Raw genomic sequence first — 13,413 nt, forward strand, 5'->3', positions numbered from 1 at the left:
TTTTTTACGCTTTTCTATTGCGGATATACCAGTCGCGGAAGCTTTCTTTCGGCGGTTCGGGCATTTCGCGCTGTTTGAACCAGGGATTCATTCCATTGTTGACCACAAAAGGAATCGTCCGCATCAGCGAGCGACCCAGCTTGCCCGACCATTGGTAAAATCTTGGCTGGGACAGCACAACGGACATCGCCTTAATGCCCAGTTCCTTCGCCTGAGGCACGTGGCCGCCTTTTACCAAAACCTGCCTCCATTTATAAAGCTGGTCGTGAATGTCAATTTTTACGGGACAAACATTGGAACAACTGCCGCATAATGTGCTTGCAAAGGGCAGATCCGCATTCTTGGTCATGTCCAGGTTCGGCGCCAAAATGGAGCCGATCGGTCCGGCAACGGCATTGTGGTAACTGTGCCCGCCGCTTCTTCTGTAAACCGGACAAGTATTCATACATGCACCGCAGCGAATGCATTTCAATGAATTCCGGAAGTCGGCGCGTCCGAGTTGCGTGGTGCGACCGTTGTCGACAATGATTAAATGCATTTCCTGCCCTGCTCTCGGCTTTTTGAAATGACTGCTGTAAGTGGTGATCGGCTGCCCCGTGGCGCTTCTTGCCAATAATCTCAGAAAAACGGCCAGATCGCGTTGCTTGGGGATTATTTTTTCAAAACCCATGGATGCAATGTGAATATCGGCCAGGTGCGCGCCCATATCGGCGTTGCCTTCGTTGGTGGAAACTACGAAGCCGCCTGTTTCGGCAATCGCGAAGTTGACCCCGGTCAGTGCTGCCCTCCTGGTCAAGAACTTATCACGCAGATGCTGTCTTGCAGCCTCTGTCAAATATTGCGGATCGGTTGCGCCCGCTTCTGTTCCAAGGTGTTCATGGAAAAGGTCGCCAATGTCTTTCTTCTTTAAATGAATGGCCGGAAGCACAATGTGACTCGGCGGCTCGTTGCGCAACTGCACAATCCGCTCACCAAGATCCGTGTCAATAACTTCAATTCCGTTTTTGGTCAAAAACTCATTCATATGACATTCTTCAGTCAGCATCGATTTGCTCTTGACCATCCTGTCAATGTTGCGCTGCTTCAAAAGGTTAAGCACAATCTCGTTATGCTCGGCCGCATCTGCTGCCCAGTGAACATGAACGCCGTTGGCTTTTGCTTTTTCCTCAAAGGCAACGAGCAGCTCGTCCATATGTGACAAAACATAGTTCTTGATCCCGGACGCCGCTTCCCGCAACTGCTCCCATTCAGGCAATAGTTTGGAAGATTTATCCCGCTTTTGACGGACAAACCATAAGGTTTCGTCGTGCCAATCCACGTAAGGCTCGTCCCTGTTAAAGACCTCCGAAGCCGCTGAATGTTCAATAATTGTTTTAGACATAGTTATCTTAACAATTTGGTAATAGTATTTTATAAAGAATAAGAATTGTACTTTTCACATTCGTTGCACTATTCCAAGTTTGCTGTTTGTTTAATAAACAACTTTTTATTTAGCGCCAAAAAGCTATTTTATTGTATTGCAATATCTTATACTTTTGAATCACAAAGTTATTCGATCAGGGCATCGGAGTCTGAAACAAGTTTAGTTTAACTTTTTTTAGACACAATTAAATTTTCACTCTTATGAAAACTAAAAACACGCTTCTCATCGCAGCCTTGACTGGCTTGCTTTTATCAGGTTCAGCATTGACAGTTAATGCACAAACCAACATCGCAACTGAAAAAACTGAAACGGTTTCTAACAAACTGACAGTTCTTCAGATCAAACCAATGCAATTCCGCGTTTCATATAATAATCCGGCTTCAAAAAATGTAGCCGTTCGCATTCTGGACACTGACAAAAATGTACTTTTTTCAGAAAGCAGACGCGTGGATAACAACTATTTGAAATATTTCGACTTATCGACTTTGATGGATGGAACTTACACATTCGAAATCACGGACGGTAAAGAGAAGGCTACACAATCATTTGATATTTTGACTACAACCAGCCGCGTTGTTTCTTCCATCAACTAACAACGAGCTCTTCTCAGATTCTGAAATTCCCGTAAACTTTGTAAAATGCCGGTTCCTATGCAGGGATCGGCATTTGTTTTAAAGCACTGTTCAAAATTTCGGCAATGTGCTTGACTTGTACATTGCTTTTGCTTCTCCTCAAAATTCCTTCCAGATGCAAAAGACAGCTCATATCCGATCCGGTTATATATTCTGCATTGTGCCGAATGTGGTCTGAAACGCGATCCTTGCCCATTTTTGCCGAAACTGCCTCTTCACTTACACAAAAAGTCCCACCGAATCCGCAGCATTCATCTGCCCGATCCAGTTCTACCAGTTGCAAACCTTTGACATTCTTTAAAAGGGAAACGGGCTTGGAAAATGGCACCGCATTCAATTCCGACATTTGCGACAAATGCAAACCCCGCTGTCCGTGACAGCCCTGATGCAATCCAACGCGATAGGGAAATTCGGCTTCTATGAAATCCACTTTCAAAATATCGACAATGAATTCAACGAGCTCGTAAACTTTTTTGCGCAAGACTTTGGACTCGTCCAGCTTATTATCAACTTTCAAATGTTCCTTAATGTGCAGCACGCAACTTCCTGATGGCGACACGACATAATCACACTCAGCGAATTGGTTGTAAAAAAGGCGGTCGCAATCTTTGGTCAGATGTTCAAATCCTGAATTGGCCATTGGCTGCCCGCAGCATGTCTGGCTGAGGGGGAATGTTACGGTGCAACCCAATTTTTCAAGCAATTCGAGCGTCGCGATCCCAACTTGCGGATAAAACTGGTCCACATAGCAGGGAATAAATAATCCGATCTTCAAATCCGAGTAATTCATTTTACCAAAATTCAATGGTGGCAAGTATGGGATAATGGTCGGAAACTTCCGGGTAATTTCTGATGACCTTGTAATCTCTGATCCTGATTTTGCTGTTGAGCAGCGCAAAAATATAATCAAACCGGTCACCAGGTAAGCCCTCATTCCAGGTCTGCAATTGCGATCCCTGAGCTGCATCCTGCCATTTATTCCGGAAAGAAAAATATGGCTGTTCGTTTGGCCGCGCGCCCATGTCCATGCCAATTAACACCGGCTGAACGCTGTTGACCAGCATTTGATTAATGTAAGCGGCTTGGAGCGCCCTGTCCATCATGGACGCATATTCAAGTCGCGAGTTACAAAAACGGAATGTCAGTCCGCGTGCTGGCTTTACAAGCCCGCATAACAAAATCTTCGGGTCCGCGCCGCCTGTTTTAGGCAGGTTAATGGTCTGCGTTTTTTCAAATGGCCAAACCGAAAGTATGCCCACTCCCTGCGAACCGTTCTCTGATTTGTCTGCAACGCCATACAAATAATGCATGCCCGTCTGCACCGCAATTTGTCTGAGCTGAAACTGCACTTTGCCATCGCCTACCAAACTATCAACTGCCTGCAAAGCAATCAGATCGGGTTTGTGCTCGCTGATAATCCTGAGAATGTCCCTTAAATTAGACTCCTCAGCATTATTCAGGCCATGCCGGATGTTGAAACTCATCACTTTCACCAAAACGGCCTTTCGGGGCTTTGAGGCGAGCAATGTGCAAGACAAACTGGCAATTAATAACAGATAAATTAATTTACGCAAACCTTTTAGAACGCTAAGTCACAAACCTCTTCCTTATTCTTTGAGGGCAAATATTTTATCCATTAAAACCCATTTTTCGCCGGGCTTAGCAGAAGGCATGGCCTTTTGATATTTCCACATCAGCTGCTCCCATTCCTGAACTTGCGGATTGGCAGCATCCATTTGTGCTTTATTTTCAAAACTGAAATCGTCTTCCGTTTCCATGATCATGAACATGCGGTCGCCGATCCGGTAAATTTCCATTTGGGTGATCCCCGCGTCGAGAATGCTTTTCTCGATTTCGAGCCTTGCTTTTTTGTGATATGCTTCATACTCAGCGATCATCGCAGGGTCATCTACCAAATCCACGGCCAGGCAATATCTTTTCATAGCATTGAATTAAATGTCAAGATTATAAAATTCAATCGCATTTTTACCCATCACTTTTTGCAAATCAGTGTCCGAAAACATGCTCAAATAATCAGTCAAAATTCCTTTCGCGCCTTCATATTCTGCTGCGACGAGGCAAACGGGCCAATCGGAGCCGAACATTAACCTTTCCATTCCAAATGCTTCAAAAACGACATCTAGATAAGGACGAAAATCGGCTTTCTCCCAATTTTGCCAATCCGCTTCGGTTACCATTCCGGACACTTTGCAACTGACATTGGAAAGCTCGGCAAGATTGCGGATGTCCGTTGCCCAAGGCTGCATTTCACCATTTTTGATCAAAGGCTTTGCAATATGATCCAGAACAAAATGCACATTGGGCAGCTTCACGGCAAAATTGAATGCTTCTTTCAGTTGATCCTGACGAATCAGCATGTCATAGGTAAAATTAAATGCAACCAACTGACCAACGCCTTTGATAAAACCAGGCTGCAACATAAACCCTTCGGCCTCACCCTGCACCACGTGTCTGAAACCTTTTAGTTTTTCAAACTGCGAATATTTTTCAAGCTGATCATACAAGTTGTCTGCCTGCAAGTCAACCCAGCCGACAACGCCGTTTATAAAGTAATTAGCCTCGGCCAGTTGCAATAAAAATTCCGTCTCGGAACGCGACTGCGAAGCTTGCACTGCCACGCACCCATCCACGCGATTTGCTTTCAAAACCGGTTGCAGATCGGCCGGCAGGAAGTTCTTCTGAATAACAGACATTTCCGGGGTTATCCATGAATCACGTTCCTGTTCAAAAATCCAGAAATGCTGATGCGCGTCAATGACCATAATTAAAGTGGCTTCCAGGCAACTGCTTCCTGTTTTTGTGTGCCTAATTTCTCAATGCCAAGCTCAACAATGTCGCCTGCTTTCAAATACATTTGCGGCTTCATTCCCAATCCAACGCCAGCCGGAGTTCCGGTTGTAATAACGTCACCCGGCAGTAAAGTCATGAACTGGCTCAGATAACTGATCAAAAACGGAACCTGAAAAATCATGTCGGAGGTGCTGCTGTCCTGAATTTTCTTTCCGTTCAATGTCAACCAAAGATTTAGATCATTTGCATTGCCCACTTCATCCGGCGTAACCAAATACGGCCCAAGCGGAGCAAATGTGTCATTGCTTTTTCCCTTAACCCATTGTCCACCGCGCTCCATTTGGAACGCCCGTTCTGAATAGTCGTTATGAACTGTGTAACCCGCCACATAATTCAATGCATCCGCCTCTTCAACATAACTTACTCTTTTTCCAATGACAAAAGCCAGCTCCACTTCCCAATCCGTTTTTTCCGAACCTCTTGGAATGATCACATCATCATTTGGTCCGCATAATGCAGAGGTTGATTTGAAAAATACGATCGGCTCTTTCGGCAGTTCTGTCGCCCCGGATTCGTAGGCGTGCTTGGCGTAGTTCATGCCAATGCAAATGATCTTGGAAGGCCTCGCCACGCAGGAACCATATCTAAAACCTGCCGCAATTTCGGGGCAGCTTGCCGAATTGGTGCTTAACCATTCGGTGAGACGTGATAACCCGTCTGTTGCGAAAAATTTCTCGTTATAATCTTCACCAAATGCAGACACGTCCAGTTGCTTGCCATCTGCAAGTTCTACACCAGGTTTTTCCTGTTCAAAAGCGCCAAATCGGAATAGTTTCATAATTGTATATCAGCTTTCAGCATTGCCGTCGGCTTTTGTTTTAGTTATTCAATTTTTCAAATCCTCCATCGATCAGATAATCGCAGCCTGTGATAAATCCGGCTTCGTCTGAACAGAGATATAATGCCAGCGCGCCAATTTCTTCCGGCTTGGCCATTCTGCCAATTGGTTGTGTTTTGGATAATTTCTCAAACATTTCATCCTCTTTTCCAGGATAATTTTTTGAGATAAATCCGTCTACAAATGGCGTGTGCACACGGGCGGGAGAAATGCTGTTGCAGCGAATTCCGTCGTGGATATAGTCACGCGCAACCGATAATGTCATGGAAAAAACTGCGCCTTTGGCCGTCGAATAAGCAAACCGGTCCGGAATGCCAACCGTGGCTGCAATGGATGCCATATTCAGGATCACGCCACCGCCACTGTTTTTCAAATGCGGAATGGTGGCCATAAGGCAATTGTAAACGCCTTTCACATTGACGCTCATTATCTTGTCAAAATCGAGCTCAGTGGTCGTGTCCGCTTTTCCAATGTGCGCAATGCCGGCATTATTTACCAAAATATTAATCGTCTGATTGGTCGCAATGGCGTTGATCACATTCACCACATCAGCTTGTTTTGAAATATCGACAGCATGCGCCTCCGCTTGTCCGCCATCAGCAACGATCTGATTCACAACCTGATTAGCGAGCTCAATATTGAGTTCTAGTATATGAACCAATGCGCCCTGTTTTGCAAAAGTTTGTGAGATTGCAAGTCCAATTCCGCTTGCTCCTCCGGTCACCAATGCTGTTTTTCCGCTTAAATCAAACATGAAGTTTATTGTAGTTATTGTTGGAAAAGGGCCTTCTGGCTAGTCTTTACTCCTTATTTCTCTTCATTGCTGGGGGCAGAAGCCCCCGGCAATTGATGGATTATAGTGAAACTCCCCTTTTCCAGGGGATAAAATCATCCTGGCCGAGCTGCTGGGCTTTGGTTTGTTCGCCGCTGGCTACGCGGATCACATATTCAAGCAATGCTTCTGCATTCTGTTCTAAACTTTGGGCGCCATCTACAACCGGTCCGCAATCAAAGTCGATCACGTCAGGCATGCGGTTGGTGAGCGTGGTGTTGGTTGCCACTTTGGCAACGGGACAAATCGGGTTTCCGGTGGGCGTCCCTAATCCGGTTGTGAAAAGAATGATGTTGGCTCCCGCGGCTGTTTGGCCGGTTGTTGCTTCCACGTCGTTTCCTGGTGTGCAAACCAGTTGCAAACCCGATTCTGTGGCTCTTTCTGTGTAATTCAGCACATCAGTAATGTATGCATTTCCTCCTTTTCTGGCAGCGCCGGCAGATTTAATTGCATCGGTGATCAAGCCATCCTTAATGTTTCCAGGAGACGGATTGAATGCAAATGCAGAGCCAACCGCCTCTGCCTTTCCTGCATAATCCCGCATTAGTTTTTCGAATTTCGCAGCTTTTTCCTCTGTCACGCAACGGTTAATGAGCTCTTGTTCAACGCCGTTCAGTTCAGGAAATTCTGCTAACAACGTTTGTCCGCCCAATCCTACAACAATGTCAGAAAGATGGCCAAGCACCGGATTAGCCGATATGCCTGAAAATCCATCCGAACCGCCGCATTTCAGTCCGACCGAAAGCTTGGACAAAGGTGCGTCGCTTCTTTCGAACTCATTGATCTTGGTCACACCCAAAAATGTTTCCTTAATCGCGCCAGCCATCAGTGAATATTCAGTGCCTTTCTGATGCTCAAATGCAAAGAACGGTTTGTTAAAATGCGGATCACGTTTCCTGATCTCGTCTTCCAGTGTTTTTAATTCTGAATTTTGGCAACCCAAACTTAAAACCGTGATTCCTGCAACATTGGGATGCACCGCATAAGCTGCAAAAAGGGCGCAAAGCGTGTTGGCGTCCGTTCTCGTGCCGCCGCAGCCGCCTTCGTGTGTGAGGAATTTGATTCCATCCACATTCTTGAACGGCCGTTCTGGTTTTCTCCTTACTGGCTCCCGCTCAGTGAATGCTTCCATGCTTTTGATGGTCCGCATATCGCCGTTTTGATACAAATGCAGGAAATCACGGACGTGCTCCCGGTAAATGTCGGTTTGTGCGTAACCAAGCTCCCGCTCGAAAGCATCCTTCATAATGAGCACATTGCGGTTTTCACAAAAAACCAATGGCACCACGAGCCAGTAATTGTAAGTTCCTACGCGGCCGTCTTCACGGTGATATCCTCTGAATGTACGGTTTTGCCATTTCGAAACATCCGGCTGTATATAGGAATAAGGCTGGCGGTTTGCCGTGCTGTAATCCTGTGAATCGTGTTTAAGATTGAATGTAGTGATCGGTTCGCCTTTCCTGATCGGCTGCGATGCGCGGCCCACAAGCACGCCATACATAATGATAGCACCACCCGTTTCAATGTCCTCTGTTACAAATTTATGCTTTGCCGAGACGCCGTAAGGCAATGCATAATGACTTCCCTCCCACGCCACGTCGGCATTCACCGGCAAGTCGCGCAGAGCAACGATCACATTGTCAGAAGGATGTATTTTTAAAAGCTGTGACGCCATAGTCTGCTCTAAATAAGTTTAAACCCGAAAGCCCGGTTATTGAATTTATCAACAAATGAACAGAAATATTTCAATACATTGATTCGTAATTATGGCAAAATTTTCAATTATATTGGCATATATATCCTCATAATAGAATCTTTTTGTAATTATTTGTGAAACCGCAGTTACTAAAAGTCCCAAAAGGCCTGCAAAAATCTTTCAGCATTCGCCGGGATGTTGTGCTCTATTTTTATAACAAATGGCACTATCATCCGGAGCTTGAACTCATTCACATTGAGCAAGGCTCGGGCACTCAGTTTGTGGGTGACAACATTCAAAATTTTCAGAGTGGTGATCTCCTGCTTATTGGTTCCAATTTGCCGCATTACTGGCGTTGCGACGAGAAATATTTTCAACGGGAAAGTCAGCTCTATGCTCAGGCAACCGTCGTCCATTTTTCACTTGATCTTTTCGGCAATGCATTTCTGGATCTTCCTGAGAATAAGTCCATTCGCGAATTATTGTTTAAAGCACGCTTCGGGATGAAACTATTGGGTGAGGGCACTGAAAAAGTGAAAATGCTTTTGCAGGAATTACTGGATCAGAAAGGCGGCAATGCAGTCATCTCTCTTTTGCAAATCCTTGAAAATTTGGCCCATTGCGGTGAAATCAAAACTTTATCACACACGCATTATCAGCAGGAATATGATCAATACGACACGGAACGAATCAACCACATTTATCAATATTCAATAAGCAATTTTCAGAAAAAGATCTCGATTGAAGAGATTTCAGAAATCGCAAACATTAGCCCGCATTCATTTTGCCGCTATTTCAAAAGTCGCAGCCGGAAGACTTACTCGCAATTTTTGCTTGAATTAAGGATCGGCCACGCCTGCAAATTATTGTCAGAGACAAAGCTTCCCGTGGCGCAGATCTGTTATGAAAGCGGGTTTAATAACTTTGCCAATTTCAATAAATATTTCAAACTCCATACGGGCAAAAGTCCATTGGTTTACCAAAAAGAATTCAGGAAAATCCCAAGTCACCTGCCAAATTTAACCGCTGCATGATGATCGCCAACATTGTCAATATATTTGAAAAAACCATTTCCGAAGCCGAGCTGCACATTGCAGATGGAAGTGTGAAAAGCATTGCGATCAAAGGACCGGAAAATCCAGCATTGCCTTACATTTTGCCCGGTTTCACGGACGCGCACGTACATATAGAGAGCTCGATGCTGACGCCTGCACAATTTGCCCGTCTGGCGGTTGTGCATGGAACGGTTTCCACTGTCTCCGATCCGCACGAAATTGGCAATGTGCTCGGCATGAAAGGCGTCGAATATATGATTGCGGATGGCAAGCGCGTGCCTTTTAAATTCTGCTTTGGCGCTCCTTCTTGCGTGCCTGCGACGACTTTCGAGACGGCGGGTGCGGTTATTAATGCGGATCAGGTGGGCCAATTGCTTGCGAATGAAGATATTGGTTATCTGGCTGAGGTCATGAATTTTCCGGGTGTGATCAACGAAGATCCGGATATGATGGCGAAGATCAATTGGGCAAAATACTATAATAAGGTTGTGGACGGGCATGCGCCGGGGCTTCGGGGCGAGGCTGCGCGGAAATATGCTTCGCACGGCATCAGCACGGATCATGAATGTTTTACTTATGAAGAGGCGCTGGAAAAGCTTGGTTATGGCGTCAAAATCCTGATTCGGGAGGGAAGCGCTGCCAGGAATTTCGACGCGCTGATTCCTTTGATCGCTGAATTTCCCGAGCAAATCATGTTTTGCTCAGATGACAAGCATCCCGACAATCTTGTTGCGGGACATATTAATGTGTTGGTTAAAAGAGCGCTTGCGCTTGGTTACGACATTTGGGCGATTTTGCGCGCGGCCTGCATTAATCCCGTGCTGCACTACAACCTGCGGGTTGGTTTATTAAGAGAAAATGATCCGGCTGATTTCATTTTGGTGGATAATCTACACGAATTCAATGTGCTTGAAACCTGGATCAATGGCGAGCTGGTCGCAAAAGACGGCATTTCGCTTATCCCGGATTTGCGCAGCGCGCATCCGAATCAATTTGTTTGCGAAGCGAAACAACCTTCCGATTTTCAATGCTTCGCGGATAATGCAGATCGAGCGAAAATTCGGGTGATTGAAGCGTTGGAGGGACAACTGATTACCAATGAGCTCATTATGCCTGCCAAACAAAACGCTAACGAGCTCCTTTCAGATCCGGAGAGGGACATTCTTAAAATCGCAGTCATCAACCGTTATGAAAACGCTGCCCCTGCCGTTGCTTTTATCAAAAATTTTGGATTGAAAACCGGCGCAATTGCATCATCTGTTGGCCATGATTCGCACAACATTATATGTGTCGGTTGTGATGATGAAAGCATTGCTGCCGCTGTAAATTTGATAATTGAAGCCAAAGGCGGCGTGTCGGCTGTCGGAAAGGGCGAACAGCATCTGCTGCCGCTTCCCATCGCAGGAATTATGACGGATATGGACGGCTATAAAGTCGCCGCTGCATACACTTTACTTGATCTTTTTGTTAAGGAAGAGCTGCTCTCGTCGCTGCAATCGCCCTTTATGACACTTTCTTTTATGGCTTTGCTCGTGATCCCTTCACTCAAATTAAGCGATAAAGGATTGTTTGACGGCACAAATTTCAATTTTGTTTCATTAAGTCTTTAAATGGTTACATATTTAACGAAATAGTAACATTAACCTTTGAAATAGAATTTTCTGACGAAAATATTTTTTTAATACGTTTTTTTATAAATATATTTACAAGTGTAATAATGACCCTTATTACTAACATTAATTCCTAACCCCAATCAAAATCCTTTCCAAACAATGGCTCACCTACGCTACAAGCAAGAAGAAGAACTCTGTTTTTGGGATCAGTTCAGAAAAGGCGATGAAAATGCTTATGCATGCCTGTACCGCTCTTACGTGCACATTCTTTATCAGTATTGTTCACAGTTTACAATTGACAAACCATTGATTAAGGATTGCATTCACGACTTGTTCGTAGAACTTTGGAGAAACCGAATGACGCTGGGTGACACCACTTCCGTTCGGTTTTATCTTATGGCGTCTATTAAAAGAAAATTGGTTCGCCACTTGAATGCGCAGCAAAAGCATACAAGCAATGAAGACATTCCAGTAGAATATTGGCACATTAACACGCCTTCTCACGAAAATCACCTGATTTCGGAAGAAGAATTTGAATCAACTAATCAGCATTTAAACGTAGCGATCAACGGGTTGCCGCGTCGTCAGCGTGAAGCCATTTTCCTGAAATTTTACATGAATTTGAACAACCACGAAATTGCAGATTTGATGAAAATCAACATCCAGTCTGTTTATAACCTGGTTTTTGGCGCATTAGGAAACCTGAAAAAGCAAATGACGCTTGACAGACTGACCTTCTGATCAATATTTACATCCATTTGGACGGGAAAGCGTGGCGAACTAAGCCACGCTTTTTTTGTTAAATATTTACTATCATTAACAAACTGAAATAAGACCATTTGCATGTCGCTGATCACCACGCCACTCGCTGAACGCCTTCGTCCGCGGACGCTGGACGACTTCGTAGGCCAGGAAAAATTACTTGGCCCCAACGGCCCGTTGCGCAGAGCAATCCTGCAAAACACGATTCCTTCCATGATTTTCTGGGGACCGCCCGGCGTAGGAAAAACAACATTGGCATTACTCATTGCCGAAACCACCAAAAGACAGTTCTACAACCTGAGCGCGATTAGTTCAGGTGTGAAAGACTTACGGGAAGTGCTCGCGCGCCCATCCGGCTTGTTTCCAGCGATCCTTTTTATTGATGAAATTCACCGTTATAACAAAAGTCAGCAGGATGCATTGCTGGGCGCCGTGGAAAAAGGACAAGTGACATTGATCGGCGCGACGACGGAAAACCCTTCTTTTGAGATCAATTCGGCACTTTTGTCGAGAAGCCAGATTTACATTCTGGAAGCTTTTGGTGAAAAGGAATTGAAGGAACTGATCGAAAGAGCGCTTACAAAAGATCAATTCTTGAAAGAAAAGCATGTAACATTTACTTCGTACGACGCATTAATGCGCCTTTCGGGCGGTGACGGGCGCAAGTTGCTCAATCTGCTTGAACTTGTGATTTTGGGAAAAGGGCAGGAAACGGACATTGAGATCACGGATGAATGGGTCACCGAAGTGGCGCAGCAAAACATTGCGCGTTACGACAAATCCGGCGAGCAACATTATGACATTATTTCTGCATTCATTAAGTCATTGCGAGGCAGCGATCCTAATGGAGCGGTTTACTGGATGGCGCGTATGATCGTGGCGGGTGAAGATCCTTCGTTTATAGCACGCAGAATGCTGATTATGGCCTCCGAAGACATTGGAAATGCAAATCCAACGGCGATGATCATGGCGAATGCTTGTATGCAGGCGGTGAATGTGATCGGCTATCCCGAATGTCGCATAATCCTGTCGCAAGTGGCGATTTACCTGGCCACTTCTCCCAAAAGCAATGCAAGTTACATGGCCATCGGCGACGCAATTGAGCTTGCAAAAAACACGGCGCACTTGCCCGTTCCGCTGCATTTGCGCAATGCGCCTACCAAGTTGATGAAGCAGATTGGTTATGGTAAAGAATACAAATATTCACATGAATTCGAGGGCAATTTCGCAAAGCAGAACTTTATGCCCGATGAGCTAAAAGGCAAGAAGGTTTTTGAGCCCGGACTAAATGCCAGAGAAGAGGAAATCCGCAAAAAATTGCAGCACTGGTGGGGCGATTGGTATGGTTACTGATCCTTCTTTGGGAGCCTTTCCGCAAATTTAGCGAATGACAAATCCGGCGTTTTGCCCGCCTTAACGGGCTTATTCCATTCTTCAGTCAGTTTTTTCGCCAATTTTTCAAGATTGTCATCCGTTTCTTTCGCTGCGAGAGCTTCACTATCCGAGGAAAGGATTGGCTCTGTATCCGGTGATGAATTATTTGTCGAAAGATTAGATTTTGGCTTATTTTTCTTCATGAGGTTGAGTGTTGAAGGCATAAAGGCAAAATTGCACCGGACTTACTTAGAATCTCTATAAAAAATGTTAATTCCGGAATAAAAAGCACGTTATTAATTAAGATTGTATTAAAT

General features: G+C 45.0%; 14 protein-coding genes. 5 read left to right on the plus strand and 9 right to left on the minus strand.

Annotated features, from left to right (window positions below):
- Positions 1 to 4 precede the first annotated feature (4 nt).
- Positions 5 to 1,381 carry a lactate utilization protein B gene (locus LZG73_RS02765; RefSeq protein WP_233845981.1) on the minus strand — a complete coding sequence of 459 codons (1,377 nt, stop codon included), beginning with the start codon at positions 1,379 to 1,381 and terminating at the stop codon, positions 5 to 7.
- Between the two features lie 242 nt (positions 1,382 to 1,623).
- On the opposite strand from LZG73_RS02765, the gene LZG73_RS02770 reads away from it, so the two are divergent.
- Entirely contained in the window at positions 1,624 to 2,016 is a 393-nt protein-coding gene (locus LZG73_RS02770; protein ID WP_233845982.1) for a hypothetical protein, read from the plus strand.
- A gap of 55 nt (positions 2,017 to 2,071) precedes the next feature.
- Here LZG73_RS02770 and LZG73_RS02775 read toward each other — a convergent pair whose 3' ends face one another.
- The 7 genes from LZG73_RS02775 to LZG73_RS02805 form a co-directional block, all read right to left on the minus strand.
- A complete protein-coding gene (locus LZG73_RS02775; RefSeq protein ID WP_233845983.1) occupies positions 2,072 to 2,845 on the minus strand; it encodes a (Fe-S)-binding protein in 774 nt (257 codons plus the stop codon).
- Between the two features lies 1 nt (position 2,846).
- On the minus strand, positions 2,847 to 3,629 hold the full coding sequence (locus LZG73_RS02780; RefSeq protein ID WP_233845984.1) for an endonuclease/exonuclease/phosphatase family protein: 783 nt from the start codon (positions 3,627 to 3,629) through the stop codon (positions 2,847 to 2,849).
- Between the two features lie 33 nt (positions 3,630 to 3,662).
- Positions 3,663 to 3,998 carry an L-rhamnose mutarotase gene (locus tag LZG73_RS02785; protein WP_233845986.1) on the minus strand — a complete coding sequence of 112 codons (336 nt, stop codon included), beginning with the start codon at positions 3,996 to 3,998 and terminating at the stop codon, positions 3,663 to 3,665.
- 9 nt (positions 3,999 to 4,007) lie between these two features.
- Positions 4,008 to 4,838, minus strand: a complete 831-nt coding sequence (locus LZG73_RS02790; protein ID WP_233845988.1) for an amidohydrolase — start codon at positions 4,836 to 4,838, stop codon at positions 4,008 to 4,010.
- Positions 4,839 to 4,840: 2 nt separating this feature from the next.
- Positions 4,841 to 5,704: a fumarylacetoacetate hydrolase family protein gene (locus LZG73_RS02795; RefSeq protein ID WP_233845990.1), complete on the minus strand. Its 864-nt coding sequence runs from the start codon at positions 5,702 to 5,704 to the stop codon at positions 4,841 to 4,843.
- 40 nt (positions 5,705 to 5,744) lie between these two features.
- Positions 5,745 to 6,518 (minus strand): SDR family NAD(P)-dependent oxidoreductase, encoded by a 774-nt coding sequence (locus LZG73_RS02800; protein WP_233845992.1) that lies wholly within the window; start codon positions 6,516 to 6,518, stop codon positions 5,745 to 5,747.
- Positions 6,519 to 6,618: 100 nt separating this feature from the next.
- Positions 6,619 to 8,271 (minus strand): UxaA family hydrolase, encoded by a 1,653-nt coding sequence (locus LZG73_RS02805; protein ID WP_233845993.1) that lies wholly within the window; start codon positions 8,269 to 8,271, stop codon positions 6,619 to 6,621.
- A 155-nt stretch (positions 8,272 to 8,426) separates the two neighbouring features.
- Between LZG73_RS02805 and LZG73_RS02810 the strand changes: the two genes are divergently transcribed.
- The 4 genes from LZG73_RS02810 (at position 8,427) to LZG73_RS02825 (ending at position 13,075) form a co-directional block, all read left to right on the plus strand.
- Positions 8,427 to 9,326: an AraC family transcriptional regulator gene (locus LZG73_RS02810; protein WP_233845995.1), complete on the plus strand. Its 900-nt coding sequence runs from the start codon at positions 8,427 to 8,429 to the stop codon at positions 9,324 to 9,326.
- Complete coding sequence (gene ade / locus LZG73_RS02815; RefSeq protein ID WP_233845997.1) at positions 9,323 to 10,957, plus strand: adenine deaminase; 1,635 nt, start codon at positions 9,323 to 9,325, stop codon at positions 10,955 to 10,957. The genes LZG73_RS02810 and ade overlap by 4 nt, the downstream gene beginning before the upstream one ends.
- A gap of 162 nt (positions 10,958 to 11,119) precedes the next feature.
- Positions 11,120 to 11,701 carry an RNA polymerase sigma factor gene (locus tag LZG73_RS02820; RefSeq protein WP_015815162.1) on the plus strand — a complete coding sequence of 194 codons (582 nt, stop codon included), beginning with the start codon at positions 11,120 to 11,122 and terminating at the stop codon, positions 11,699 to 11,701.
- A gap of 102 nt (positions 11,702 to 11,803) precedes the next feature.
- Complete coding sequence (locus LZG73_RS02825; RefSeq protein ID WP_233845999.1) at positions 11,804 to 13,075, plus strand: replication-associated recombination protein A; 1,272 nt, start codon at positions 11,804 to 11,806, stop codon at positions 13,073 to 13,075.
- Here LZG73_RS02825 and LZG73_RS02830 read toward each other — a convergent pair.
- Entirely contained in the window at positions 13,069 to 13,299 is a 231-nt protein-coding gene (locus tag LZG73_RS02830) for a hypothetical protein (protein ID WP_233846000.1), read from the minus strand. The genes LZG73_RS02825 and LZG73_RS02830 overlap by 7 nt on opposite strands.
- Between the last annotated feature and the right edge of the window lie 114 nt (positions 13,300 to 13,413).

The sequence above is a fragment of the Dyadobacter sp. CY326 genome, assembly GCF_021390515.1.
Classification (GTDB): Bacteria; Bacteroidota; Bacteroidia; order Cytophagales; family Spirosomataceae; genus Dyadobacter.

Bases quoted from the DNA above. Each gene is read 5' to 3' on its own strand.
- ade (WP_233845997.1), top strand. From the start codon at position 9,323: ATGATGATCGCCAACATTGTCAATATATTTGAAAAAACCATTTCCGAA.
- LZG73_RS02775 (WP_233845983.1), bottom strand. From the start codon at position 2,845: ATGAATTACTCGGATTTGAAGATCGGATTATTTATTCCCTGCTATGTG.
- LZG73_RS02820 (WP_015815162.1), top strand. From the start codon at position 11,120: ATGGCTCACCTACGCTACAAGCAAGAAGAAGAACTCTGTTTTTGGGAT.
- LZG73_RS02825 (WP_233845999.1), top strand. From the start codon at position 11,804: ATGTCGCTGATCACCACGCCACTCGCTGAACGCCTTCGTCCGCGGACG.
- LZG73_RS02795 (WP_233845990.1), bottom strand. From the start codon at position 5,704: ATGAAACTATTCCGATTTGGCGCTTTTGAACAGGAAAAACCTGGTGTA.
- LZG73_RS02765 (WP_233845981.1), bottom strand. From the start codon at position 1,381: ATGTCTAAAACAATTATTGAACATTCAGCGGCTTCGGAGGTCTTTAAC.
- LZG73_RS02800 (WP_233845992.1), bottom strand. From the start codon at position 6,518: ATGTTTGATTTAAGCGGAAAAACAGCATTGGTGACCGGAGGAGCAAGC.
- LZG73_RS02830 (WP_233846000.1), bottom strand. From the start codon at position 13,299: ATGAAGAAAAATAAGCCAAAATCTAATCTTTCGACAAATAATTCATCA.
- LZG73_RS02805 (WP_233845993.1), bottom strand. From the start codon at position 8,271: ATGGCGTCACAGCTTTTAAAAATACATCCTTCTGACAATGTGATCGTT.
- LZG73_RS02790 (WP_233845988.1), bottom strand. From the start codon at position 4,838: ATGGTCATTGACGCGCATCAGCATTTCTGGATTTTTGAACAGGAACGT.
- LZG73_RS02785 (WP_233845986.1), bottom strand. From the start codon at position 3,998: ATGAAAAGATATTGCCTGGCCGTGGATTTGGTAGATGACCCTGCGATG.
- LZG73_RS02770 (WP_233845982.1), top strand. From the start codon at position 1,624: ATGAAAACTAAAAACACGCTTCTCATCGCAGCCTTGACTGGCTTGCTT.